This window comes from Agreia sp. Leaf283 (assembly GCF_001422485.1).
Lineage (GTDB): Bacteria > Actinomycetota > Actinomycetes > Actinomycetales > Microbacteriaceae > Agreia.
This window is the reverse complement of the sequence record NZ_LMNF01000004.1, coordinates 264,707-289,168: the sequence shown is the minus strand read 5'-3', so window position 1 is coordinate 289,168 and position 24,462 is coordinate 264,707. Positions and strand designations below refer to the sequence as shown.

Genomic DNA, 24,462 nt, shown 5'->3' with positions numbered 1-24,462 from the left:
GCCCGACTGCCTACGCTGAAGGATATGCCGAGCATCCCGACCCGCCGCGCCCTTCTGCTCGACCTCGCCGCGGTCATCGGGTTGGCCGGTCCGGTGCTGATGGTGCTGTACTCGGTCGACCGGCGGCCGCTCTGGACGTCGGTGACGGTCGTGCTGCTGCTCGCCGCCGCGATCGCGATCTGGGCGCTGTGGCGGCGTTCAGCGCAGCGGTCTCGCGTGGCCGCGATCGCCTTCGCGTTCGTTGCCACGGCAACCATGATGCTCGGAGACGGTGCCCTGTACTACGGCATCATCTGGGCGGCCTGCCTTGTGCTCGGAGTCACGTTCGCGTCGGGGGTCGTCGTGTGGGGCTACGCGGGGGCCCTTGTTGTGCTCGTCGCCGTGCTGCACGTCTCCGCCGGCAGCTCCGACGAACGGCTCGTGACCGAGGCGATCGGCGCGATGTTCTTCGCCGGCATCGCGGCCGCGATCTCGGCGATCCTGCGCGACAGCCTGCGGGTGAACGACGAGTTGGGCGACACGCTGCAGCGACTGGATGCGGCCTACGCCGAGCTGCGCGCACGTCTCGACGCCGACCGCGACCTGGTGCTCGCCGAGGAGCGCGAACGCACCGCGCGCGAGCTGCACGACGGCCTCGGGCACCGCCTCACCGCCATCGGCCTCTCGCTCGACTACGCCGCCCGCGTCGACGACCCGCACGCGGCGCGCGATGAACTGCGGCACGCCCGCGAGCAGGTCGGCGAGTCACTGGATGCGATGCGCCGGCTCGTGCGCGCGATGCACCCCGTCGAGCTGGGCACGCTGGGCAACGCGGAGGCGTTCCGCGCGGTGGCCGAGGCATTCAGGGGCACGGGCATCGACATCCGCGTGGAGATCCAGGGCGACGACTCCGCGCTGACGCACGAGCGTTCCCTGCTGCTGCTGCGTTTCGTGCAGGAGGGGCTGACGAATGTGGTGCGGCACTCGAATGCGAGTTCCGCGCAGCTGCGGATCGCCGTCGACGAGACCGGAACCGTGCATGCCGTGCTCGAGGATCGTGGTGCGGCCTCGCCCGGCACGGCTGGCACCGTCTCCGTCACCGAGGGGTTCGGCCTCCGCTCCCTGCGCTCCCGAGCCGACGCGCTCGGCGGAACGCTCGACGCGGCCCCGACGCCGACCGGCTTCCGCCTGTCGCTCGCGCTGCCCGCTGCCGCACCGTCTGAGACCGACGCAGGCGAGGCAGCCCTGCCGAAAATCGTCGCGGCGCGGGGCACCCGGTGAACGCCGCCCGCGTTCTGATCGTCGACGATCAGGAGCTGCTGCGGCGAGGACTGCGCATGATCCTTGAGACCGACCCCGCCATCGAGGTGGTCGGCGAGGCGGAGAACGGGATGCGCGCGCTCGCGCTGATCCCCGAGCTCGCGCCCGATGTGGTGCTGGCCGACGCCCGCATGCCGGTGCTCGACGGGCTTGGACTGGTAAAGCAGTGCGCGGCGTCACATCCGGGACTGCCCGTTCTCGTGCTCACGACCTTCGACGACGCTCGCCTCGTGCGTGAGCTGCTCGACGCGGGCGCCGCCGGCTTCCTACTCAAAGACATCTCGACGGATGCGCTGACGGATGCGATCCGCCAGGTTCTCGACGGCGGCCTCGTTCTCGACCCCCGCGTCGCACGGGCCGCGCTCGTTCCTGCCCAACCGGCCGACAGGCATCCGGTTCTCACCGACGCCGAGCAGGCCGTCGCCGACCTCGTCGCCCGGGGCCTGCCGAACGCCGAGATCGCGGCGCGCCTGCACCTGGCGCACGGCACGGTGAAGAACACGGTGTCGGCCCTGCTGCGCAAGCTCGGCGAGCCCGACCGCACGGCGCTGGCGCTGCGGTTGGCGCGCGGGGTGGGGCCTTAACAGGCAGTCGCCTACGGGAGTCGGGCGGGAATGCGCTCGTCTGCGCCTCGGATGACGAAGACCACACAGGCCAGGCCGATGATGCCGGCGAGCGGTTCGAGCACGTTCGCGATCGCCGCGATGTCACCCGGGGTACCGACGCCGGCCGCGAAAACGGAGAAGTCCCAGGCGCCGTGGAGCAGCATCGCCCAGAGAAGGGAGCCCGTGACGCGTCGAAGGATGTAGAACACGGTTCCGGCCAGGAATGCGAAGACGACCTGGAGTGCGGTTCCGCCGGCCTCGGCACCGAGCGCGATGTTGATGAAGTGCGTGATGGCGAACATGAACGAGGTCAGAAACCAGACCCATCCCTCGCTGAGCCGCGTGCGCAAGCCGACGAGAAGGAACCCCCGGTTCACGATCTCCTCGGTGAATCCGACGAGGGCGAGAACGAGGGATGCCGCGAGAAAGGCGCCGCTGTATGCCGACCAGTCGGTGCCCGCCAGGTTGAGCACCACGGCGACGGCCATCAGGATGGGGATGAAGATCGGCCAGCGGTGACGACTGCGGCTGCGTTCACTCATCACGGGACGCCACCACCCGAGAAGACTGGTGGTGAACGCCAGCAGAACGGTGGCGACGATGAGCGAGATCCCCGCACCGAAGAACAGATTGCCGGCGCTGTCTCCCCATTCGTCGTAGGGGATGCCGCTGAGGTTCTGCACGGCGAAGACGAGAACGAGGTAGCCCACCCAGATGGCGAGCCCGATCCAGACCCGGGGGTGCACGCGGTAGCGGTGCTCAGTTGACGTTGTCACGATTCTTCTCCTGTCGCTTGGCACGGCGGTCTTCTCGGATCACACTGACGACGCCGACCGCGAGCGCGATCCAGAGCAGTACACCGACGGTGCCCAGAAACGCGCTGTCCGGAGCCATATAGTCGGCCGCCATAGACGTCGACGGGGTGTCTGATCCGGCTCCGAGGTAGAGCACGAAGTCTGTAAACGCATGCACGAGCATGGCCGCCCACAGGCGCCCGGTGACCCGGCGAACCCAGTAGTACGTTGCTCCGATTGTCGAGAGGCCTGCGACCTGGAATGCGATGTAAGCGGGAGGAACCCCGTCGATGATGCTGCCCGGAATGTGCGCGAAGGCGAACACGAGGGTGGTGATGAGCAGGGTCACGAACTCGCCGTGCCGAGCGCGAACGGCTGTCAGCAGGATGCCGCGAATCACGAGTTCCTCGCCGAAGCCGACCATCAGCGTTCCGAGGGCGATGATCGCGATCAGCCCCAGACTGGTCTCCGCCCATGGCACCTCGGTGAGTTCGGCGATGGGGGCGGCCACCGCGAGCACCGGGATAGCGACCAGCCACCACCGGCGTGGGCGGAGGGTGGGCGTGGGGCGCTCTCTCCAGACATCCGTTCCCCAGCTGGCCCAGCGAAGGAACAGAAGAAGGAGACTGATGGCGATGGCCAGGGGGATGAAGTGCACAAGGGCAAACTGTGCTTGCGGCTGATCGTCACCGACGAGTCCGCTGAGAAGGTTGCCCAACCCGGCAGCGAGGAGCACGTAGATCACGACGGCGGCTAGGGCCATCCAGATGCTGCGCGGACGGCCGGCGACTACCTCGGTCTCAGAACTCACCCGACGATTCTTCCATCTGAAAACGCACCGCCTCGAGGGTTGCGCCCGTTCCGCGCAGTGGACACCTGATCTCTTGACGGGCAGGTTCGGGCCACGTCAGCATTACCTCAACCCGCTGACTACCGATTGGACATCCGATGGCCAGACGAGTTCGGGTGGGGGCTGCGATCACGCTGCTCATGGGAGTGGCCGTGGGACCCGCCGGGTGCGCGGACACATTCGATCTCGACCCTGCCGATCGAATCGTCTACGAGGGTCCGCACGAGGATGCCGTCGTGCTCTGCGCACGGAACACATTGTCGTTCACTGACCTCCCCGATGTGCGCGCAATCAATGCGGTAGCCACCGACATCGTTGTGCGTGCACCGCGCGACGGTGCGGAATTCGGTATGTACTGGGTGAGCGGAACATCGGCCCTGGTTGCGGCGAGCAGTCGCCCCGTGTCTCGAGACTGGATCTGCGAGTTGAGGACGACGGACGGCAAGTTGGGGGCTCCGACCGTGACCCAGTTCGACGTGTACGAAAAGTAGGATCGAGCCGAATACCTCACCGAGCAGTCGCCAGGAAGTCGAGACCAGATGTCCGAAACGGTCCAGATGCTGATCGCGGGCATCGTTGGCTTCGCGGCGGGGGTTCTACTGATCGTCTTCCGTAAGCCCATCGCCCGGTTCTTCGCCGAGCAACTCATGGGCTTTGGCCTAATGGGCATCTCAACGGCACGCCGTTCCACGCCGGATAGAACGGCGTTGACCGGCGCCGTTGCCGTCTTCATCGGGAGCGTTCTGGTCATGGTCGCCGTGGCTCGATTGACCGGGCTGCAGTCCTGGACGTGACGCCGGTACCGAGCACGGGCTCGGCGGCCGCATAGCAACCGGCCCGTTGGGCCGGCGCCTGATCACGATTCAGCCTCGTGCGCGGCTCGCGTACGAGCGGGCCTTCATGCGATTGCCGCATGCCGCCATCGAGCACCACTTCGCGGTTCCCGGCCTGCTGTGATCGAGGAGAAAGAGGTTGCATTCGGAGTTCGCGCACGGCCGCAGCCTGCCGGGGAACTGCTTCTCGACGGAGGACCACGCGAGTACGACCCGAGCAGCAAGCCGATCGTCGGCCGGAGCCTGAACCTCCCAGTCGACCCCGCGGTTCGTGACTCGGGGTTCGAGCACAGTGGAATCGAGGATTGCAGATAATTCGCGTGTCGCCTCGCGCACTCCGACGGAGCCGCGCACGATCACGTGGAGCGCGGATCGGGTCGCGCGAAGGCGGGCCGCCTCAGCATCTGAGCCGGTACCGCCCAGGCGGAGGGCGAGGTCGGAGCCGACGTCGGATGCCAGCTGATCGGTCATGCGTCCGGCCTCGATCGGCGCGCTATTGAGCAGGGCGAGGAGCAAGTCCTCGTCATTCACGGCCGGCATTCCGGCTTCCTTTGCGAATTCCACATGTACAGGCTACCGTACGACTAACTACTTAAACGAGATTAAAGGGTTAGTAATGGTCACCGTTCATCACCGCACCACCTCCATCGACGGGCTCGATGTCTTCTGGCGAGAGGCGGGTGACAGCAGCTCGCCCGTGATCGTCCTGCTGCACGGATACCCCACGAGCTCGCACATGTTCCGGCACCTCATCCCGGCCCTGGCCGACCGGTATCACGTCATCGCACCCGACCACATCGGATTCGGCCGATCGGCCATGCCATCCGTCGACGCCTTCGACTACACCTTCAACGCGCTCGCCGATATCACGCAGAAGTTCCTCGGCTCCCTGGGCGTCGACCGCTACTCCATCTATGTGCAGGACTACGGCGCGCCGATCGGCTGGCGACTCGCGCTCAACGACCCCGGCGCGATCGAAGGCGTCATCACCCAGAACGGCAACGCCTACGAAGAAGGCTTCGTCTCAGACTTCTGGGACCCGATCTGGGCCGATGCGCTCGAGCGCTCGGAGGACACTCGAGACGCGCTCCGGCCCGCCTTGGGCCGCGAAGCCGTCGAATGGCAGTACACCCACGGGGCACCCGACCCCACCACCATCGATCCCGACGCATGGGAGCACGACCTCGCGCTGCTCTCTCGACCGGGGCAGGACGCGATCCAGCTGGCGCTTTTTCGGGACTACGCGAACAATCGCGCCCTCTACTCCGACGTTCACCGCTGGCTGCGCGAGTCACGAGTACCCGTGCTCGCCATCTGGGGCGCCAACGACGAGATCTTCGCCGCCGCCGGCGCCGAGGCGTTCCGGCGGGATGCGACGGACGCCCGGATCGAGCTCGTCGACGGCGGGCACTTCCTCCTCGAATCCCACCTCGATGACGTCGTGACAGCGATCAGGGAATGGCGCGGGGCGTTCTGACCAGGATTGCCGTGTTCCTCCGACCACCGGCGCGATGCCAGAGGCAAACGGGAGGAGATCCGCGCAGCCGACGCGAATAGAGCGTCGGTTTCGCGTATCTCCTCCCGTTGTGCCGAACGGCCAAGCCACCGATCTGCTTAATTTGGTTAATTTGCTTAACCGCTTGATCACATCGCGCAGGCGCGTCTAGGGTGTGATCAAGCGATTAACCAAAGGACTCAACGACGATGCCCCAGCAGATCTTCTTTCAGCCCCGCAACGCGTGGGTGGGAGACATCATCCCCCTCGAGCATGACGGCGAGTTCAGACTCTTCTATCTTTACGAGGAGCGGTGCGACCCGAAACCGGGCACGCCATGGCACCTGGTCTCGACCCGCAACCTCGTCGACTACGAAGACAAGGGCCTGGCCTTCGAGCACGGATCAAAAACCGACGCCGACTTCAACGTGTATACCGGAAGCATCGTGCGCGACGGGTCGACGAACCACCTGTTCTACACCGGGCAGAACCCGCAGCACCTCGGCGCCGACGGTCTGCCGCTCCAGCTGGTCATGCACGCCACGAGCACCGACGACATGGCCACGTGGACGAAGCACCCCGAGCACACCTTCGGTGCCCCGCAAGGCTACGAATCAGGCGACTGGCGCGATCCCTTCGTCTTCTACGACGACGACGCCGGGTTCTGGCGCATGCTCATCGCCGCCCGACACACCGACGGTCCCGAGCGTCGCCGCGGGGTGATCGCCCAGTGCGTGTCGACCGACCTGACGACCTGGCAGCCGGTCGAACCCCTCTGGGATCCGCGGCGCTACATCGCCCACGAGTGCCCCGACGTCTTCAAGTGGGGCGAGTGGTGGTACATGGTCTACTCCGAGTTCTCAGAGAACTTCACGACGCGGTACCGCATGGCGAGAGACCTCGCCGGTCCGTGGATCGTTCCCGAGTTCGACAGCATCGACGGCCGCGCCTACTACGCCTCGAAAACGGCGACCCGAGACGGTCGGCGCTTCTTCTTCGGCTGGATTGCCAGTAAAGAGGGCTCTCGCGACGACGGAGCCTGGCAGTGGGCGGGCACCCTGTCGACCCTCGAGGCGACGCAGCGGGCCGACGGCACGCTGGACTTCGGTTTCGCAACGGAGACACGAGAGAGCTTCAGCGAAGCGCTCCCCGTTACCCTGCCCGGCGCCGTCGACGGCGAACCCTTCGTGCTCTCAGCGCCCGACGGATACGAGGCATCGATCTCGCATGACGACGTCCCGGCCTCCTACTACGCCGTCGTCGACCTCGACATCGAAGCGGGCACGACCGAATGCGGTCTTCTCCTGCGCTCCAGCGCTGACGGGGATTCGTCGTACGTCGTGCGGCTCGAACCCAAGCGCAATCGCATGGTCTTCGACCGCTGGCCCCGCCGCCGCACCGGAGACGGGCAGTGGGAGATCTCGGGCGACGAGCCGTTCATGGTCGAACTCGAACGTGCCTGCGATCTCGCCGCAGGCATCCACCGCCTCGAGGTGATCGTGCAGAACGACATCTGCGTCGTGAACCTCGACGGTCGCACGACGCTCAGCACCAGGATCTACGACCGCACAGACGGGGGCATCGGAGTCTTCGTCGGCGAGGGATCCGTCACCGTGCGACGGTTCGAGCTGTCTGCCCACTCTTCCTGACCCTTCATCACCACCCAGCACACATCCACCCTTTCGATCAACGGAGATAGAACACATGAGAACGACACGCACACGACTCACGATCGCAGCCACCGTGGCTGCGTTCGGCCTGCTGCTCAGCGGCTGCTCGGCCGGCGGCGGCTCGGGCAACACCGACCCCACCAACGTCGATCCGGATGGCGAGATCACGCCGCGGGAGATCTCGTGGCTGCTGTCACGGCCCGCAGACGGCGGGGTCATCACAGCCATGGAGCAGATCGCCGACGAATACGCGGCAGACCACCCCGGATTCGCCCTCAACCTGATCACCACGCCCGACCGGCCGTCGTACATCCAGAAGTACGAGACCCTGGCCGCGGCGAACAAGCTACCCGAGCTCTTCGACACGGACGCCACCCCGTTCGCGCAGAAGCTCGCCAAGCAGGGCAAGATGATGGACGCCGACGCGCTCCTGAAAGACCTGGGAGTGTACGACGACTACCGTCCGGCGGCGCTGAACTATCAGCGATTCGACGACGGCTCGCTCTACATGGTTCCGTTCGAGTTCCAGCTCGAGTTCTTCTGGTACAACAAGGCGCTCTTCGAGCAGGCCGGCGTCGAGATCCCGAAGACCCTCGACGACATCCCGGCGATGTGCACCAAGCTGCGCGATGCCGGCATCACGCCGATCGCGCTGGACGGGCAGGACCAGTGGCCGCTCGAGCGGTACATGGCCTACTACCCCTTCCGCACTGCGGGCCCCGACTACGTGCAGCAGCTCAAGAAGGGCGACGCGAAGCTCAGCGACGCGACCGGCGAGCAGGCCGTGCAGTGGCTCAGCGACCTCGGGTCGGCCGGATGCTTCCAGGACGGCTTCTCGTCGACCGGCTACTCCGACGCGCAGGCCTCGTTCACCTCGGGCAAGGCTGCGGTCTACAACATCGGAACCTGGGAGCTGAACAGCCTCGCCACCGATGCGCTCGATCCCTCCGTGCGCGACGACATCGACTACTTCACCCTTCCCGTCACCGCGGATTCGGTGACGGCGGAGAACGAGTACGTGTCGCCATCCGGAATCGGCATGGCCGTGAACACGAAGACTTACGACCCGCTCGTCAGGGACTTCCTCTCCTTCGCCCTGAAGCGCTACCCCGAGGTCTATGCCGCGACAGGCGCACTGTCTCCCACCACGAACGTGGAGACCACGATTCCTGCGAACGCGACCCCGCTCTACCAGCGCGCCGTCGACCAGGCCAACGACGTCGGCGAGCAGACCGCCATGCCGTGGGACACGCAGCTCGACCCGACGTCGAACACTCGGCTGCAGCAAGAGCTGACCCTGCTACTGCAGGGCGAGGTCGACCCCGACGAGTTCATCACCACGATGGACGGAGTCATCGCCGAGAACGGGCCCAAGGCCTTCAAGTAAGCGACACCCACCTCATCAACGCCCGATGTGGGGCCTTCGGGCCCCACAGGAAGGGGACGCAATGCTTCCCCAACGATCACGCCTCTCCGTGCTGGTCTTCCTGCTTCCGCCGCTCGCCCTGTACGGCATCGCGGTGCTGCTGCCGATCTTCCAGTCGCTGTTCCTGAGCTTCTTCGACTGGGACGGCATCAGCCCCATGCTGTTCGTCGGTCTCGACAACTACGTGCGCATGTTCACGGGCGACACCGTCTTCTGGATCGCGTTCCGGAACACGCTCGGCTACGTGGTCATCTGCCTGGTTCTGCAGCTCGGCGGGGCGCTGATCGTGGCGAGCCTCCTCACCCTCCTGCGGCGCGGCCGCGAGGTCGTGAAGACGCTCTACATCCTGCCCGCGGTGATCTCGACGGTGGCCATCGCCTTCCTGTTCCAGCGCATCTACTCACTCGATCCCGAGGGTCTGATCAACCAGGTCCTCGAGTTCGTCGGGCTCGGAAACCTGCAGCAGGCCTGGCTGTCCGACGTGAGCACGGTGCTGGTCGCGGTCTCGGTGCCCGAGGGGTGGCGCTTCACCGGCCTCTACATGCTCATCATCTACGCCGCCCTCCTCGCGGTGCCGACGGAGCTCGAGGAGGCGGCCAAGCTCGATGGTGCGTCGTGGTGGCAGACGTTCTGGCGCATCCGCTTTCCCTACATCCGGCCCGTGTGGATCACGACGACCATCATTGCCACGACCAACGCGCTGCGAGGCTTCGACATCCCCTACCTGCTCACCAACGGCGGGCCGGGGCAGTCGTCAGAGCTTCTGACGACCTACATGTACAAGACGGCCTTCACGAGCACGAACTACGGCTACGCGAGCGCTATCTCGGTGTTCGTGGTGGTCGAATGTCTCGCGGCCGTGGGTCTCATCTTCCTTCTCCTCCGACGTAAGGCCGACGCATGACGCTCACGGCATCCCGCCCCACCGACACCACCCGACCCGGCCGGCGGCCGACCCCGAGACGGCGACCCATGGACATCCGGCGCACGATCACCGGCGTCATCGTGGCGCTGATCGTGATCGTGCAGGTCTACCCGCTCGCGTGGCTGTTCATCACCAGCGTGCGCACCGAGCAGGATTTCGCGGGAGGCAATCCCTTCGCCCTGCCGACAGAGGTCACATTCGACAACTACGCGCGGGCGTTCGCCACCGGCAACCTCGGGCTGAACATCCTCAACTCGTTCATCGTCACGGTCGGGTCGATCGTCGTCATCGTGTTCCTCGGCATGATGGGCGCCTACGCACTCCAGGTTCTGGGCTTTAGATTCAGCAAGCTCGTGCGGGCCCTCTTTCTCATCGGCATCATCGTGCCCGTGCAGGTCGCGCTCGTGCCGCTCTTCGTCGACTACGCGGCGGTCAACCTGCTCGACACCTACCAGTCGATCATCATTCCGCTCGCGGGCTTCGCGCTGCCGACCTCCATCTACCTGTTCTCGTCGTTCTACGAGTACATCCCCGGCGAGATCTACGAGGCCGCGTCGCTGGATGGAGCGGGCCCGTATCGCATCTTCGGGCAGATCACGCTGCCCCTCTCGGTGAACACGATGGTGACGGTGGCGATGGTCAACAGCATCTTCATCTGGAACGACTTCATCTTCGCCAACACCTTCGTGCTGACCGACGACCTGAAGACGATCCCCCTCGGACTGCAGAACTACATCGGCGCCATGGGCAAGGTCGACTGGACGGCGACCTTCGCCGCCGTCTGCGTCAGCATCACTCCCCTCCTGCTCGTATTCCTGGTGCTGAACAAAGCCATGACCTACAGCCTCGCAAGCGGCGCCACTAAGGGATGATCGTCACGTGTCCGAAACGAATGAACCGATGAGCGCAGACCGATCCGGCCAGCCGGTGACCATGCGCCAGGTGGCCGACGCGGCCGGGGTCTCGATCGCCACGGTGTCCCACGTCGTGAACGACAAGAAGGGCGCCCGGATCGGTCCGGGGGCACGGCAACGCGTTCTCGAGGCGGTGCGAGAGCTGGGTTACCGTCCGAACGCCCTGGCGAAGAACCTGTCGAGCGGCAGCTCGAACTTCATCGGGCTCGTAGCCGATGCGATCGCGACCACCCCCTTCGCCGGTCAGATCATCCATGGTGCCCAAGATGAAGCGTGGAAGCACGGCTACGTTCTGCTCGTCGCCAACACCGAGGGCGACCTCGCCGCCGAAGAGGCCGCCATCTCGATGATGCTCGAGCACAAGGTTCGCGGCATCCTCTACTCCACGTGGTACCACCGGTCGGTCGTCGCGCCCAAAACCCTGCACGAGACCGAGTACGTGCTGGTGGACTGCTTCGACGAGAAGACTCCCGCGCCGGCCGTCGTTCCAGACGAGCGACAGGGCGGCAGAACCGCCACCCGGCTCCTGCTCGACGCGGGCCACACCCGCATCGCCTTCGTGAACACGACGACCCCGTCACCGGCGCAATCCGGCCGCCTGCAGGGGTACCGGCAGGCGCTTCACGATGCGGGAGTCGAGTTCGATCCCGACCTGGTCATCCGCGCCCAGCCGCAGCAGGAAGGCGGATACGCTGCCGCGGAGCGCATCCGGGAGCTCGGCGTGAGCGCCGTCTTCTGCCACAACGACCGCGTCGCGATGGGACTCTACGACGGCCTGCGAGAGCTCGGCCTGTCGATCCCGCAGGACATCGCGGTCGTGGGCTTCGACAACCAGGAGGTCATCGCTGCCCATCTGCGGCCACCGCTGTCGACCGTCGCTCTTCCGCACTACGAGATCGGCGCGGCAGGCGTTCGAGTCCTCCTCGGCCTGCAGGCCGCACCGGATGGCGAGCCGCTGCTCATCTCCTGCCCGGCCGTGCCCCGCTCGTCGATCTAGGCCGCATGAGCACCGACTACCGGCCGCACCGTCACTACACGCCCGCTCGCAACTGGATGAACGACCCCAACGGACTCGTCTACCATCAGGGGGTCTACCACCTCTTCTACCAGTACAACCCGTTCGGCGCCGACTGGGGAAACATGAGCTGGGGTCATGCCGTCAGCCCCGACCTCGTGAACTGGAGCGAACTGCCCGTGGCGATCGCGTGCACGCCGAGCGAGCAGATCTACTCGGGTTCAGTGGTCGTCGATCATGGCAACAGCTCTCGCTTCGGCTCGCTCGAGTCTCCCCCGCTCGTGGCCGTCTACACCAGCGTCTCGCCCGACGGACACCAGGCCCAGTCGCTCGCGTACAGCATCGACGGGGGCTATCAGTGGGAGAAGTACGGCGCGAACCCCGTGCTCGATCGTGGTTCGCGGGAGTTCCGCGATCCGAAGGTCTTCAGCTTCACGGCGTCGTCTGGCGCGCAGACGTGGATCATGGTCGCCGTCGAGGCGACCCTTCGCCAGGTGGTCGTCTACAGCTCGCACGACCTGCGCGACTGGACCTTCGAGTCGACGATCGGGCCCTTCGGACCGGACGGCGTCGTGTGGGAGTGCCCCGACCTGTTCCCCCTGCCCGTCGACGGAGACTCGGAGCGGATCAGGTGGGTGTTTCTCCTCAGCACCAATCGTGTCGGCGACCTCGTCGACTCCTCGATGAGCTACCTCGTGGGCTCGTTCGACGGCCACACCTTCGAGGTGGATCCGGCCGGATCCTGGCGCCCGGTCGATCACGGCCGGGACTTCTACGCGGCCGTCACCTTCTCGGATGCGCCGCAGAACCGCCGCATCGCCCTGGGCTGGGCGGGCAACTGGCAATACGCAGCCGAGACACCCACGGGCGAGTGGCGCGGTGTGATGTCGTCGCCTCGCGAACTCGGGCTGGTCACCACGCCCGACGGATTCGCTCTGGTCCAGACACTTCCGCCGCGCCTGGAGGCGCCGCGGGCCGGCGCGGGCGTGCGCGAACTGCCGATCGTCGCGGCGATGCCGTCGACGACGGTCGCGGGCCGCCGCTACGCTCTGGCCGTCGATTGGCGGCCCGAACCGGATTCGACGCTGCGGCTCGAGGTGCTGGCGGGCTCCCGAGGCGGGGTGGTCATCGCCTACTACGCTCGAACCGGCCGTCTCTCACTCGATCGACGGCGGTCGGGAATCGTCGACCTTCACCCCGACTTCGCCTCGGTGAACCAGGCCACGGTGCCCCTCCGTCACGGTCGACTGGCGATGAGTGTCATTGTCGACGAGTGCATCGTGGAGATCTTCGCCGACGACGGAGCCGTCACCTTCACCGACCTCGTCTTCCCGGTGGGCGAAGCGGATCTGCTCACAGTCTCGGCCGACGCCGGAAGCGGCACGATCGCCGTCTCTCCGCTGCCGTGACGCGGGCGAGAGCCTGTTCGAGTAAAAGTCAACTCCCGCTAGGGGTGGTTTTCTGCTCGGTAACATCTGTCTAATGAGTCCCTCGCGTCATCCGGTGCTGTCCGTCGTCTATTCCAGCACCGCCACCACTGCCTTCACCGATTCCGACCTCGCCGCTCTGCTCACGGTCAGCCGACACAACAACGCCCGCGCCGGCGTCACCGGCATGCTGCTCTCGCGTCACGACCGGTTTCTGCAGGTGCTCGAAGGCCCGCAGCATCAGATCGAAGAGCTCATGACGAAGATCTCCGGAGACTCGGGACACCGCAACGTGCGTGTTCTGCTCAAGGAATCCGTCGATCGACGCCAGTTTCCCGACTGGACCATGAGCTTCCAGCAGCTGAGCAGCGCCGACGAAGATCAGGTTCCGGGCTACCGCAAGGCGTTCGACGACCTCTCCGACGAGACCAACGACGTCAACGCGACGACCGCCGCGGTGCGCGAGCTCGTGCACTGGTTCGAGGCCAGGCCCACACCCGCGATGTGACTCCGGTCGGCGCGTTCCGCGCCTAAGCCGGATGTCAAAGACCAGCCTGAAGCAGTCGGATGTTCGCGCCGAGGGCTCCGGATGCCAAGAGTCCCGCGCCGAGCGGTCCCGAGGAGTCAGTGCCGAGCGGTGGCAGGAGCCTCAGGGCTTCGCGGGCCGGCTCGGTGAGGCGCTCGAGTTGCCAGGCGATCTCGGCCGAGCCGCCGACGCCGGGCGCATCCAGCTCTGCGGCCTTCGCCGCGTAGGCCGCCGCCCCCAATGCGTGCGCCCCCATATGAGCGACGCCCGACGCCTGCCCGGCGGCCCACGCGGCAGCCTTCGCCGCGGGTGAGCTCACCACCTGAGCCGCGCGGTTGGCGACGAAACGGCGACGGATCTCGCCCGCGGCATCCAGCTGACCGTCGGCGAACGCCCTGGCCCGGGCGATCGCATCCCATGCGCGGTCGTCATCAGGCGCCTCTGCCTCGAAGAGGTGCAGCACCCTCTCGGCGCAGTCTGCCGCCCAGGCGGCCACGAGTCGACGATCTGCTTCACTGAGCGACTGCGGAGACGTCATGCAAGCACCCTACGCAGAACTGGCACGCCTAGACCCGAGGCACAGCGGCCCTGCGCCCGCGGCGCTTGCGCACAGAGAGCGTGACGACGAGCGCGGGCAGACCCAGCGCCAGCATCCAGAACACGACGATGCCGACCACCCACGCGGCCCGCGCGACCGAGAGGCCGTTCTCGGCATCCTGCACCGTCTTCTCGGTGACGGGCTGGATGCTGCCTACCGGGCCATGCTTCACCGACCGCGGCGGGTCGTCGGTCACGACCAGAAACGACTGCTCGGCCGGGTAGTCGGACGAGGGCGGGAAGCCCCACTGCTCGCCGCCGGTGAAGGTGACGGTCGTGTCGGGGCCGCCGTCGGCATCCGGAACCGCGACCTCGTAGTAGGCGGTGGTCTTGGGGAGGCCGGATGTGGTGTCGACCTCGGAGAGCGTTCCGGTGAGAACGACGCTGCGGCCCACCGCGTCGCGTTGGAAGTCGACGCCGCTCGCCGCGGTGTCTTTGGCGAGGCCGAGAACGTAGAGGGTGATGATGCCGGGCAGCAGCATGATGCCGAAGATGAGCCAGATTCCCCAGACAGGGAAGGGCTTCTTGCGGCCTGCGCGGGGGAACGGCGGGAGGGTGGTCACGGGGTGGCCTCGCTGGCCTCGCTCGACTCGCCGGACTCGCCGGCCACGAAGCGATGCTCGCGCCACGACTCGACGCCGTCGAGAGCCGATTCGAGAACGGGCCGCTGGCTCTCGTAGGCCCGCAGGCTCGGCGAGTGGAGGAGCGGCATGGGCAGGTCGAGGATCAGGGATTCGCCCGTCGCGTCGTTCGGGCGGAGGATCTCGACCACGAGCGCGAGGGCGCGTCGTTTGCGCACGACGGCGACCCGTCCGATCGAGCCCCAGCGCAGAACGAGCTCGGGCCTCGTGGGGTCGGCTCGGCGGTGCAGGCCGATGGCCGTTTCGGAGATGACCACGACCATGGACGCGACGACGAGGCCGGCGAGTCGTCGACCCAGCGCCTGCTGCAACGAAGCGCGAAGTTCTTTGGAGACCCCGAACTCCATCACGACGGCCCGAGGGAACTGTGCGCGTATCGCTGCGAAGCGCCGAGCGGCTCGCACTTCAGAGATGTACAGCCCCATCACCAGGGGCACGACCACGAGTGCACCCAGGAGAAGGTCCACCTCGAACGGAAAATCGGGCGGAGTGGCGCTGTGGGAGAAGTTCTCTGCCGCCCAGCTCGCGAAGGCGGCCAGCGGCCATATGGCTGGCAGCGCGAGCAGATACCAGAGGGCGTAACGCCACCGCCACTGAGTCATCGAGCTCCCCCGCCAGACAGGCCACGATCTGCGCACCTTCCTTCGACCCTATCGAGTGGGCTGCGAGAGTCGAATCGAGGCGACGTGCTGTTGCTGGCGCAGTGGGGGTCGGAGTACTACTTTGGCTGTATGGCTGATCGCGCGATCCCCAATCTGCCGTCTCGAGACTTCGACGCGACGGTCGCGTTCTACGGCGGCTTCGGATTCGAGCCGAGCTATCGTGGCGACGACTGGCTCAGCCTGCGCCGCGGCGAGCTTCAGCTGGAGTTCTTTCCCTTCGCCGACCTCGTGCCCGAAGAGAGTTCGTTCATGTGCAGCGTGCGCGTCGACGATGTCGACGAACTGTACCGCCAGATCGCACAGTCCGGCGTCGAGGAGAAATCCGTGGGGCATCCGCGACTGCATCCCGTACGACTGCAACCGTGGGGACACCGGGCGGGGTTCCTCATCGACGTCGACGGAACGCAGCTGCAGCTCATCGAGAACGCCGCGTGACCGTCGAATTCGACTGCGTGACGACCTCGAGCAAATCGGTCGAGCAGATGTTCGACCTCGCGAGGAACATCGACACCCACACCCAGTCGCAAGCCGACGCTGGCGAGAAGGCCGTCGCAGGTGTGACCGAGGGACTGATCGGACTGCACCAGAACGTCACCTGGAAGGCCCGACACTTCGGGGTGCCGTTCACCCTGACGAGCCGGGTCACGGAGTTCGAGCCGCCCCATCGCTTCGTCGACGAGCAGATTCGCGGACCCTTCACGATCTTTCACCACGAGCACCGCTTCGAGGCGACGGAATCCGGCTCGGTGATGATCGATCGCATTCGCTTCGACGCGCCGTTCGGCCTCATCGGTCGGGCTGTCGAGAAGCTCGTGCTCGCCCGGTACATGCAGCGCCTCATCGAGGAACGCGGACGATTTCTCGCCGCCTCGTGAATCGAGTGCGCAGACTGTGCGCGTATCGCGCGGTGCAACCGACACAAATCGCTCACTCGATCGAACCGCTCAGACGCTGAGCGACACCTTCTTGCCGAGGGCCTCGATCGCCTGCTCGTTGCGGCTGTAGTGCGACCACTGCCCGATGCGGGTGCAGGTCACCAGGCCGGCGCGCTGCAGGGTGGCCATGAACTGCGACGCGGTCGACTGCGAGACCTCGGCCCTGGCCTGGATGTGCTTGAGGCACACCCCCACCTCGGATGCCGACACGTCTTGCGGCGGAAACGACTCCGGCTCCTTCAACCACCCCATGATCGCGAGGCGGGTCGGATGGCCGAGGGCCTTGAAGACCGCCACGAGGTCGGGCTCCTGCGTTTCGCTCATGGTTGCGATGATATCGCAATATCGGCATTTACCGATGATGTGCTACTACTTAGATCGGTAAATTGCGATGTAACGATGGAGGAACCATGACACAGAAGACATCCCTGGTAGTCGGAGCGCGCGGAGTGATCGGAGGCAACCTCATCGAGCACCTCGAATCCCTCGGCGACTGGAACGTCGTCGGCCTCTCGCGCCGGGGCGGTATCGATCGCGGTCGAGTGCGCCACATCGCCGTGGATCTGCTCGACAGCGAGGCGACCGCCGACGCGCTACAAGAGCTGTCGCAGGTGACCCACGTGTTCTACGCCGCGTATCAGGACAGACCCACGTGGGCCGAGCTCGTGCCGCCGAACCTCGCCATGCTCACGAACGTGGTCGACGCCATCGAGCCCGTCGCCCCCGAGCTCGAGCACATCAGCCTGATGCAGGGCTACAAGGTCTACGGCGCTCACCTCGGCCCCTTCGCGACGCCGGCCAAGGAGTCCGACCCGCCGCACATGCCTCCCGAATTCAACGTCGACCAGCAGCAGTTTCTCGAACGGCGACAGGCCGACGCGAGCTGGACGTGGTCGGCCCTGCGCCCATCCGTCGTCGCCGGCGTCGGTCTCGGCAACCCGATGAACCTCGCCATGGTGATCGCCGTGTACGCCTCGATGAGCAGGGAACTGGGCATCCCCCTGCGTTTCCCTGGCAGGCCCGGCGCCTACACGAGCCTCATCGAGATGACGGATGCCGACCTGCTCGCAAAGGCCACCGTCTGGGCGGCGACCACCGAGTCCGGTCGAAACGAGGCGTACAACATCACCAACGGCGACATGTTCCGGTGGTCGTCGATGTGGCCGCGCATCGCCGCGTTCTTCGATCTCGACGTCGCTCCCCCGCTCGAGATGACGCTCGCCGAGGTGATGGCCGATAAGGAGCAGCTGTGGAACGGGATGATCGAGCGCCACGGCCTCGTCTCCACTCCCTACTCCGACCTCTCGTCGTGGGCCTTCGGCGACTTCGTCTTCGCGTGGGACTACGACGTCATCTCGGACAGCTCGAAGTCCCGACGCGCGGGGTTCCACGAGTACGTCGACACCGAGGCCATGTTCCTGCGCATCTTCCAGGATCTGCGCGACCAGCGCCTCATCCCGTGAGGGGAGGGCGACGGCCCTCCCGAGATCTGTCGCTAGTATTCCTCCGATGACGACCGCGCCCGCACCTCCCTCGCCTCGTCTCTTCGATACGCGTGTCATCCGCAGCAGCCCGATAACGCGCACTTTCGTGCGCGTGACGCTCGGTGCACCGTCTCTTCGGCACTTCGCCCCGTGGGGGTTGGACCAGCGGGTCAAGCTGATCCTCCCGCACGGCAGCGATCCCGCGACCGACGAGAATCGCCCGTGGCGGGGCCTCTTCTCCGACGAGGTCGACGGCATCTCCGCACCCGAATGGCGAGCCGCGCTCGGGCGGTTGACCCCGGCCGATCGCCACCTCGCGCGCACGTACACGACGGGCGCCGTGCGACCAGGGGAGTGCGAAATCGACATCGATTTCTTCATCCACCACCCGGCCGGGCCCGCGTCCAGCTGGGCGGCGTCCGCGGCTCCCGGCGATCGAATCCTGGTGTCGGGTCCCGACGTTCGGGCAGACGACCGGCGGCACGGCATCCAATGGCGCCCGGCCGAGCCGCCCGCAGTCGTTCTTCTGCTGGGCGACGAGACGGCGATTCCCGCCATCAACGGAATCGTCGCGTCCCTCGGTGCGGACACGCGAGGAACCGTCATCGTCGAGGCAGACGACAGGTCTTCGTGCCCGCCGATCGAGAACGTGCCGGCCGGCGTGACCGTTCGGCACGTCACCCGCGATCGTGGCCGACCCGGCGAGGCTCTCGGCGCGGCCGTCGCATCGTGGGCCGTGTCGGATGCGCATGGGGCGCGATCCGCAGGAACAGGATTCGCCGCATGGATCGCCGCCGAGAGTTCCGCCGTCTCTGGGCTGAGCGCGGCTGTCGCCGAGACCGGAATCCCCCGCGAGCGCATTCACCGCCAGGGCTACTGGAGAGCCGAAGGGCGAGAGGCGAGGAACTAGGTAGGGTAGCCTAACCTTGGTCGCCAGGGTCGTCGATGTTCATCCGTACGCCGACTCAAAGGGCCTTCAATGCCGCCATTCCCCATCGCCGCCCGCCGCCTCCGACCCGCCGCAGTGCTCGCCGGCCTGGTGATCACCGCGCTGGCCCTGTCCGGCTGCACCGCCCAGGCGACCACGCCGGCCGCGACCGACTCCGCCGACGAGGGCACGATCACCGTCACTCACGCCCGAGGCGAGTCAGACGTGCCGGCCCAGGCGAAGCGTGTCGTCGTGCTCGAACCGGTCGCGCTCGACACCTCCGTCGCACTCGGCATCATCCCCGTCGGCGCGGCCGTTCTGAACGAGGCCGCGGGAATCCCCTCGTATCTCGGCACGGACGCAAGCGGGATCGAGAGCGTCGGCACGGTGACCGAGCCGAGTCTGGAGAAGATCGCGGCCCTCGCCCCCGACCTCATCATCGGCACCGAGTCGCGCCACTCGGCCCTCTACGACCAGTTGACCTCTGTTGCTCCCACGGTGTTCTTCGCCTCTCAGGCAGACCCGTGGAAAGACAATGTGACGCTCGTGGGCGAGGCCCTCGGCAGAGCGGATGCGGCCGAGGATCTGCTGGCCGGCTACGACGACCGTTGTGCTGAGGTGAAGGACGAGTTCGCGATCAGCGGCGAGACGGCGCAGCTCATCCGGCCCCGCGACGGGCTGCTGACGGTCTATGGCCCGGAGTCGTTCGCGGGCAGCACCCTCGAGTGCGTCGGGTTCACCACCCCGGCACGAGACTGGGAGAACTCCATCTCCGTCGATCTGTCGCCCGAGAAGGTTCTCGAGGCGAAGGCCGACCTCGTGGTCGTGACCACGACCGATGTCGACGACACGTCGACGATCCCCGAGGCGATCACCGCCAATGCGTCGTCGTTTCCCAACGTGCACCTCGTGGATCAGTCCTACTGGATCACGGGAGTAGGGCCTCTCGGCGGTCTCGCGGTGCTCGACGACATCGAAAGCATCCTCCGCGACGCTCAGTGAGTGCGGCAGACGGGGCCACCGCCCGCACAGCACCGCCTACGGCACAGTCCGCGGGAGCATCCGCGAACTCGACCCGTCGATTCGGTCTCCTCATAGCGGCAGCCTGCGTGCTCGTCGCCGTGCTCCTCGTTCTGTCACTGGTGGTCGGCACCAATATGGTGTCTGTGCCCGTGCTGCTCGACACGCTGGCGGGCAGGGGAACAGAAGAGTCGCGTTTCATCCTCCTCGACCAGCGGGTGCCGCGGTCGGCGGCGGCGCTCGTGGTCGGTGCAGGCCTCGGCGGCGCTGGTGCACTCATCCAGGCCGTCACCCGCAATCCGCTCGCCGATCCGGGAATCCTCGGCGTCAATGCGGGAGCGGCAGCCGCTGTCGCCGCCGCCATCGTGTTTTTGGGCGTGACCAGCCCGGGCCAGTACGTGTCGTTCGCCTACGCGGGCGCCTTCGTCTTGACGGCCGCGGTCTTCCTGCTCGGATCGGCCGGGCCGCGTCGGGCCGATCCTCTCACTCTCACGTTCGCCGGCCTGGCCGTCGGCGCCGTCCTCTCCGGGCTCACCACGGGCCTCACGCTCACGAATCCCGATGCGTTCGAACGGATGCTCGGCTGGTCGGCCGGCAGTCTTCTCGGCCGGGGGTTCGACGTGACCACCCCCGTGCTGCTGCCCCTGGCTGCGGGCATCGTGCTCGCTCTCGCCATCGGACCCGCGCTCAATGCCATGGCGCTGGGCGACGAGGTGGCCACGGGCCACGGCGTGAGCGTGCCGCGCACCCGACTGCTCGCGGTGATCGCGATCACTCTTCTCGCCGGCACAGCCACTGCGGTGGCCGGCCCCATCTCGTTCGTCGGCCTCATGATGCCTCATGTGGTTCGGTGGGTCGTCGGAGTCGACCATCGCCGCATCATCGCCGGATCGATCGTCACCGGACCGATCCTCGTGCTCATCTCCGACATCATCGGACGGCTCGTGGCACTGCCCGGAGAGATGCCGGTGGGCATCGTCACCGCGTTCGTCGGCGCTCCCGTTCTCATCGTGCTCGTACGACGGAACCGTCGGGTGACCGGCCTGTGATTCGCCGATCGAGAATGTCGAGAATGCGGTTACACCCTGCGACGGTGAACCTGGCCCTCCTCCTTCTGCTCGCGGCTCTGGCCGTGATCGGAGCGATGACCGGAGATTTCGTCATTCCGTTCGGCGACCTCGTGAAGGTGCTGTCGGGCACGGCCAGCGACCTGGCGTCGACTGTCGTACTCGAGTGGAGGCTGCCCCGCATCGCGGCCGCCATCGTCGTCGGTTCGGCTCTCGGAGTAGCCGGAGGCCTCTTTCAGACCGTCACACACAACCCTCTCGCGAGTCCCGACGTGATCGGCCTCTCCAACGGGGCCTTCGTGGGGATGCTCGTCGCGCTCATCGCTGCCGGGTCCTCGATCGAGTCGCGCACCATCGGCGCCCTGGCAGGCGGCATCGTCGTCGCCCTGCTCATCTTCGCGCTCGCGCGCGGCCTCGGTATCGGCGGCTTCCGCTTCATCGTCGTGGGAGTCGCGATCTCATCGATGGCAGCCGCCGTGGGCACGTGGCTCCTTCTGCAGGTCGACGTCGATACGGCGCTCTTCGCGTCGGCCTGGGGTGCGGGCACGCTCGCCGGTGTGACCATCGGCGGCGTCGCCACCGCGGCCGCGCTCGTCGGGATCCTGTTCGCCGTGATCCCCCTTCACGCGCGCGCCCTGCATCAGCTCGGTCTCGGCGACGACATCGCCGTCGTCACAGGGGTGCGCATCACCGTGACGCGCATCACGATGCTCGCCGTCGGCGTGGTGCTCGTCTGCGCGGCCACGACGGTGGCGGGACCCGTGGCCTTCGTCGCCCTCGCCGCACCGCAGATCTCTCGACGGATCGCCGGCACACCACACATCCCCCTGCTGACGACGGCGCTCTTCGGCGCCGTCATGCTGAGCGCCTCCGACCTGATCGCCCAGCACGCCCTGCCCGTGACGGTTCCCGTCGGGGTGGTCACCGTCGTGCTCGGAGGCTGCTACCTCGTGTGGTTCCTCGTGCGAGAGGCGCGGTCGAACCGGCGCGTCGGGCGAGCAGCCTGAGGCGAGCCGCTCCGCCCAGGCTCAGTGGTGGTGCTCGACCACCCACTCCGGGAACGGGTCGGAGTAGTGCACCCAGGCATCCGCGCCGGCCACCAGCTCGTCTGCCGTGAGCAGGCAGTCGGCGAGCGTCGCCGCGAGCGCCTCCCTGTCGAGACCGGGGCCGAAGAAGACGATCTCCTGCCCGATCGGCGAGTCCGGCTGCCAGCTCAGCATGTCGGTCGGTCCGAGGTCGAGCACGTCGCCGGCGGTCGCCCACGATCCGACCCGGGCCGGGCGCGTCGCGAGTCGCACGAAGCCGCGCGACCGGGCGACGCATCCGACGATGTCGTGAGTCAGTCTCTCTGTCACGGCCGCGTGCAGTCGGCCCGGGTGAAACGGTCGCGGGTCGCGGAAGACGAACGTCGTGCAGGCATCAGAAACCGGATGCGCGGGCGCACCGTCGGCGAGCTCGCGCTGCCACCCCATGGTGGCTCCCAGCCTGTGCGCTCGTCCGCGCACGAGAAGACCCGAGAGCTGTCGCGCGTTCTCCACGTCGAGGGGTGCCAGCAGCAGGGCCGACGGCGCCAGTCGCGCGAGGAACGCGAGCACGAGGCGAGTGTCCGCCGGCGCAGCCGCATCCGGCACGTCTGTCAGCACGATCATGCTGGCGAACTCGAGCCGGGAGGCCAGGCGGCCCGGTGACGCGAAGTCGTCTCTGTTCTGGGCCTCAGGCGCTCGGTCGAAGAGGAGCTCGCCGATCTCGCGCACCGACGTCACGGCCAAGACATCGCGGATTCCGATGGGCGGCCTGGGGCGCCGGGAGTCGAGCACGTGCTCGAGCACCAGGGCGATCTCGACGATGTCGGCCTGCGGCTCGACGACGATCACGGTGTTGCCCGTGAGCCCGTCGTCGTAGTCGGATGCGAGTCGGTGCGCGAGCTCGACGGCGAACGTCGCGTCGTCGTCGCCCCCGAGATCGAGCTCGACGGGAGCTTGCGGGACGGGGCATCCGCTGAGCACGGTGGCGATCTGCTGCGCGGACCGACGGTCGCTGCCGCTGACCAGGGTCACAGCGAGACCGGCCAGTGCACTGCGGTTCGGGGAGTCGGTCATGTGGGCTACTGTATGTGAGAATCGTTCTCAATAACAACAGGAGGCTGCCGTGAAGGTGCGCAACTCGATCAAGTCGATGAAGAAGATGCCGGGCTCGCAGGTCGTGCGCAGACGAGGTCGCGTGTTCGTGATCAACAAGCTCAACCCACGCTTCAAAGCTCGCCAGGGGTGACCGCCCCGGCTCTGCACGAGGTCGTCGCATCGATTCGGCGGGGCCGACGGCGCGGTGCTCTGCTGACCGTCGGCCTCGCCGCGGCCGCAGCCATAGCGGCCCTGGTCGCCGTCTGCATCGGCCCGGTGCCGATCGCGCCCGGCACCGTGGTCGGCATCATCGCCGAGGGCCTGTTCTCGACCGGTCGCGGCGACTGGTCCGACTCGGCGCAGCAGATCGTGTGGGCCACCCGCCTGCCCCGCGTCGCCATGGCGCTCGTCGCCGGGGCCGTGCTCGCGGTCTCCGGCGCGATGCTGCAGGCCCTCGTGCGCAACAGCCTGGCCGACCCCTACCTGCTGGGACTGAACTCGGGGGCATCCACCGGGGTCGCCCTCGTGGTGCTGGTCTTCGGAGGCGGCAGTGCCCTGCTGTTCTCGGGGGCAGCCCTGGCGGGAGCCATCGGCGCGGTGGTTCTCGTGCTGATGCTCGCAGGCGCCGCCAACCGCAGAGGGCCGTTGCGCCTGGTGCTCGCCGGCCTCGCGGTCGGTTACGCGCTCAACGCCGCCACCAGCTTTCTCGTGTTCTCGAGCGACTCGCCCGAGGCCGCACGGTCGGTTCTGTTCTGGCTTCTCGGCTCGCTCGCCTCGGTGCAGCCGATCGCCCTCGCCGCGGCGGCCATCACCGCGGCCATCGGTCTGGGCATCCTGATCCTGATCGCCCCGATGGTCGATGCGCTCGCCGCGGGAGACGACTCTGCACGATCGGCGGGAATCGACCCCGAGCGCACGCGCATCCTGCTGATGGTGGGAGTGTCGGCGATGGTCGGCGTCACGGTCGCAGCCGTCGGCGGCGTGGGCTTCATCGGCCTGGTCGTGCCGCACCTCGCTCGCCGCATCGCGGGCGGACGCCACCGCGCCGTACTCCCCGTCTCCGCTCTCCTCGGCGCCATCCTGCTCGTCGCCGCCGACACCGTCGCCCGAACCGCCTTCGCTCCGCAGGAGATCCCCGTCGGCGTCATCACAGGCATCATCGGCGCACCGTTTCTGCTGGTGCTGCTGCGCACTCCCTCCTCGTCCATCTCCACCTCCTGACCCCTCTC

29 protein-coding genes are annotated in these 24,462 nt (G+C 67.0%); 21 read left to right on the top strand and 8 right to left on the bottom strand.

Features of this window, described 5'->3' with window-relative positions:
- Nucleotides 1-24 precede the first annotated feature (24 nt).
- Together ASF51_RS17540 and ASF51_RS19480 are read left to right on the top strand one after the other, a co-directional pair.
- Complete coding sequence (locus ASF51_RS17540) at nucleotides 25-1,260, top strand: sensor histidine kinase (RefSeq protein WP_055933026.1); 1,236 nt, start codon at nucleotides 25-27, stop codon at nucleotides 1,258-1,260.
- On the top strand, nucleotides 1,257-1,883 hold the full coding sequence (locus ASF51_RS19480; RefSeq protein ID WP_055933023.1) for a response regulator transcription factor: 627 nt from the start codon (nucleotides 1,257-1,259) through the stop codon (nucleotides 1,881-1,883). Before ASF51_RS17540 ends, ASF51_RS19480 begins: the two co-directional genes overlap by 4 nt.
- Before the next feature lie 11 nt (nucleotides 1,884-1,894).
- Here the strand turns inward: ASF51_RS19480 and ASF51_RS19475 are convergent, their stop codons facing one another.
- Entirely contained in the window at nucleotides 1,895-2,680 is a 786-nt protein-coding gene (locus ASF51_RS19475; RefSeq protein ID WP_055933020.1) for a CPBP family intramembrane glutamic endopeptidase, read from the bottom strand.
- Nucleotides 2,664-3,509, bottom strand: coding sequence for a CPBP family intramembrane glutamic endopeptidase (locus ASF51_RS17525; RefSeq protein WP_055933017.1), 846 nt, complete (start codon nucleotides 3,507-3,509; stop codon nucleotides 2,664-2,666). The genes ASF51_RS19475 and ASF51_RS17525 overlap by 17 nt, the downstream gene beginning before the upstream one ends.
- Before the next feature lie 137 nt (nucleotides 3,510-3,646).
- Here ASF51_RS17525 and ASF51_RS17520 point away from each other — a divergent pair, with 137 nt between their 5' ends.
- A complete protein-coding gene (locus tag ASF51_RS17520) occupies nucleotides 3,647-4,039 on the top strand; it encodes a hypothetical protein (protein ID WP_157412210.1) in 393 nt (130 codons plus the stop codon).
- Nucleotides 4,040-4,087: 48 nt separating this feature from the next.
- On the top strand, nucleotides 4,088-4,342 hold the full coding sequence (locus ASF51_RS17515) for a hypothetical protein (protein ID WP_055933011.1): 255 nt from the start codon (nucleotides 4,088-4,090) through the stop codon (nucleotides 4,340-4,342).
- A 69-nt stretch (nucleotides 4,343-4,411) separates the two neighbouring features.
- On the opposite strand, the gene ASF51_RS17510 is transcribed toward ASF51_RS17515, so the two are convergent.
- Nucleotides 4,412-4,945: a CGNR zinc finger domain-containing protein gene (locus ASF51_RS17510; protein ID WP_235497305.1), complete on the bottom strand. Its 534-nt coding sequence runs from the start codon at nucleotides 4,943-4,945 to the stop codon at nucleotides 4,412-4,414.
- Nucleotides 4,946-4,997: 52 nt separating this feature from the next.
- Here ASF51_RS17510 and ASF51_RS17505 point away from each other — a divergent pair, with 52 nt between their 5' ends.
- From ASF51_RS17505 to ASF51_RS17470, 8 genes are all read left to right on the top strand, one after another.
- Nucleotides 4,998-5,858 (top strand): alpha/beta fold hydrolase, encoded by an 861-nt coding sequence (locus ASF51_RS17505; RefSeq protein WP_055933005.1) that lies wholly within the window; start codon nucleotides 4,998-5,000, stop codon nucleotides 5,856-5,858.
- Nucleotides 5,859-6,085: 227 nt separating this feature from the next.
- A complete protein-coding gene (locus ASF51_RS17500; protein ID WP_055933002.1) occupies nucleotides 6,086-7,525 on the top strand; it encodes a glycoside hydrolase family 32 protein in 1,440 nt (479 codons plus the stop codon).
- Between the two features lie 55 nt (nucleotides 7,526-7,580).
- The gene (locus ASF51_RS17495) at nucleotides 7,581-8,933 is read left to right on the top strand and encodes an ABC transporter substrate-binding protein (RefSeq protein WP_055932999.1); all 1,353 of its coding nucleotides are present in this window, start codon (nucleotides 7,581-7,583) and stop codon (nucleotides 8,931-8,933) included.
- A gap of 61 nt (nucleotides 8,934-8,994) precedes the next feature.
- On the top strand, nucleotides 8,995-9,876 hold the full coding sequence (locus ASF51_RS17490; protein WP_055932995.1) for a carbohydrate ABC transporter permease: 882 nt from the start codon (nucleotides 8,995-8,997) through the stop codon (nucleotides 9,874-9,876).
- Nucleotides 9,873-10,769, top strand: a complete 897-nt coding sequence (locus tag ASF51_RS17485; RefSeq protein WP_055932992.1) for a carbohydrate ABC transporter permease — start codon at nucleotides 9,873-9,875, stop codon at nucleotides 10,767-10,769. The genes ASF51_RS17490 and ASF51_RS17485 overlap by 4 nt, the downstream gene beginning before the upstream one ends.
- A gap of 28 nt (nucleotides 10,770-10,797) precedes the next feature.
- On the top strand, nucleotides 10,798-11,808 hold the full coding sequence (locus ASF51_RS17480) for a LacI family DNA-binding transcriptional regulator (RefSeq protein ID WP_055932989.1): 1,011 nt from the start codon (nucleotides 10,798-10,800) through the stop codon (nucleotides 11,806-11,808).
- A 5-nt stretch (nucleotides 11,809-11,813) separates the two neighbouring features.
- A complete protein-coding gene (locus ASF51_RS17475) occupies nucleotides 11,814-13,235 on the top strand; it encodes a glycoside hydrolase family 32 protein (protein WP_055932986.1) in 1,422 nt (473 codons plus the stop codon).
- A gap of 73 nt (nucleotides 13,236-13,308) precedes the next feature.
- On the top strand, nucleotides 13,309-13,761 hold the full coding sequence (locus ASF51_RS17470; RefSeq protein ID WP_082480548.1) for a BLUF domain-containing protein: 453 nt from the start codon (nucleotides 13,309-13,311) through the stop codon (nucleotides 13,759-13,761).
- 34 nt (nucleotides 13,762-13,795) lie between these two features.
- Here ASF51_RS17470 and ASF51_RS17465 read toward each other — a convergent pair whose 3' ends face one another.
- The 3 genes from ASF51_RS17465 to ASF51_RS17455 are packed head-to-tail and all read right to left on the bottom strand — an operon-like array spanning nucleotide 13,796 to nucleotide 15,619.
- Nucleotides 13,796-14,317 carry a putative immunity protein gene (locus ASF51_RS17465; RefSeq protein ID WP_055932980.1) on the bottom strand — a complete coding sequence of 174 codons (522 nt, stop codon included), beginning with the start codon at nucleotides 14,315-14,317 and terminating at the stop codon, nucleotides 13,796-13,798.
- A gap of 28 nt (nucleotides 14,318-14,345) precedes the next feature.
- Complete coding sequence (locus tag ASF51_RS17460; RefSeq protein WP_055932977.1) at nucleotides 14,346-14,939, bottom strand: hypothetical protein; 594 nt, start codon at nucleotides 14,937-14,939, stop codon at nucleotides 14,346-14,348.
- Nucleotides 14,936-15,619, bottom strand: coding sequence for a hypothetical protein (locus tag ASF51_RS17455; protein ID WP_055932974.1), 684 nt, complete (start codon nucleotides 15,617-15,619; stop codon nucleotides 14,936-14,938). Before ASF51_RS17455 ends, ASF51_RS17460 begins: the two co-directional genes overlap by 4 nt.
- Nucleotides 15,620-15,748: 129 nt before the next feature.
- Between ASF51_RS17455 and ASF51_RS17450 the strand changes: the two genes are divergently transcribed.
- Nucleotides 15,749-16,114: a bleomycin resistance protein gene (locus ASF51_RS17450; protein ID WP_055932971.1), complete on the top strand. Its 366-nt coding sequence runs from the start codon at nucleotides 15,749-15,751 to the stop codon at nucleotides 16,112-16,114.
- Nucleotides 16,111-16,554 (top strand): SRPBCC family protein, encoded by a 444-nt coding sequence (locus ASF51_RS17445; protein WP_055932967.1) that lies wholly within the window; start codon nucleotides 16,111-16,113, stop codon nucleotides 16,552-16,554. The genes ASF51_RS17450 and ASF51_RS17445 overlap by 4 nt, the downstream gene beginning before the upstream one ends.
- Nucleotides 16,555-16,623: 69 nt before the next feature.
- On the opposite strand, the gene ASF51_RS17440 is transcribed toward ASF51_RS17445, so the two are convergent.
- Nucleotides 16,624-16,938, bottom strand: a complete 315-nt coding sequence (locus ASF51_RS17440; RefSeq protein WP_055932965.1) for a helix-turn-helix transcriptional regulator — start codon at nucleotides 16,936-16,938, stop codon at nucleotides 16,624-16,626.
- An 86-nt stretch (nucleotides 16,939-17,024) separates the two neighbouring features.
- On the opposite strand from ASF51_RS17440, the gene ASF51_RS17435 reads away from it, so the two are divergent.
- The 5 genes from ASF51_RS17435 (at nucleotide 17,025) to ASF51_RS17415 (ending at nucleotide 22,120) form a co-directional block, all read left to right on the top strand.
- Nucleotides 17,025-18,077, top strand: a complete 1,053-nt coding sequence (locus ASF51_RS17435) for an SDR family oxidoreductase (protein ID WP_055932962.1) — start codon at nucleotides 17,025-17,027, stop codon at nucleotides 18,075-18,077.
- A gap of 46 nt (nucleotides 18,078-18,123) precedes the next feature.
- Nucleotides 18,124-19,008 carry a siderophore-interacting protein gene (locus tag ASF51_RS17430; protein ID WP_055932959.1) on the top strand — a complete coding sequence of 295 codons (885 nt, stop codon included), beginning with the start codon at nucleotides 18,124-18,126 and terminating at the stop codon, nucleotides 19,006-19,008.
- A 69-nt stretch (nucleotides 19,009-19,077) separates the two neighbouring features.
- Entirely contained in the window at nucleotides 19,078-20,028 is a 951-nt protein-coding gene (locus ASF51_RS17425) for an ABC transporter substrate-binding protein (RefSeq protein ID WP_055932955.1), read from the top strand.
- A complete protein-coding gene (locus tag ASF51_RS17420; protein WP_082480545.1) occupies nucleotides 20,025-21,095 on the top strand; it encodes an iron chelate uptake ABC transporter family permease subunit in 1,071 nt (356 codons plus the stop codon). Before ASF51_RS17425 ends, ASF51_RS17420 begins: the two co-directional genes overlap by 4 nt.
- A gap of 44 nt (nucleotides 21,096-21,139) precedes the next feature.
- Nucleotides 21,140-22,120 carry an iron chelate uptake ABC transporter family permease subunit gene (locus tag ASF51_RS17415; RefSeq protein ID WP_235497304.1) on the top strand — a complete coding sequence of 327 codons (981 nt, stop codon included), beginning with the start codon at nucleotides 21,140-21,142 and terminating at the stop codon, nucleotides 22,118-22,120.
- 21 nt (nucleotides 22,121-22,141) lie between these two features.
- On the opposite strand, the gene ASF51_RS17410 is transcribed toward ASF51_RS17415, so the two are convergent.
- A complete protein-coding gene (locus tag ASF51_RS17410) occupies nucleotides 22,142-23,212 on the bottom strand; it encodes a GTP-binding protein (RefSeq protein ID WP_055932949.1) in 1,071 nt (356 codons plus the stop codon).
- A 49-nt stretch (nucleotides 23,213-23,261) separates the two neighbouring features.
- Between ASF51_RS17410 and ykgO the strand changes: the two genes are divergently transcribed.
- Both ykgO and ASF51_RS17400 read left to right on the top strand, forming a co-directional pair.
- Nucleotides 23,262-23,384 carry a type B 50S ribosomal protein L36 gene (ykgO, locus tag ASF51_RS17405; protein WP_044441107.1) on the top strand — a complete coding sequence of 41 codons (123 nt, stop codon included), beginning with the start codon at nucleotides 23,262-23,264 and terminating at the stop codon, nucleotides 23,382-23,384.
- Nucleotides 23,381-24,454 carry an iron ABC transporter permease gene (locus ASF51_RS17400; protein WP_055932946.1) on the top strand — a complete coding sequence of 358 codons (1,074 nt, stop codon included), beginning with the start codon at nucleotides 23,381-23,383 and terminating at the stop codon, nucleotides 24,452-24,454. Before ykgO ends, ASF51_RS17400 begins: the two co-directional genes overlap by 4 nt.
- Nucleotides 24,455-24,462 lie beyond the last annotated feature (8 nt).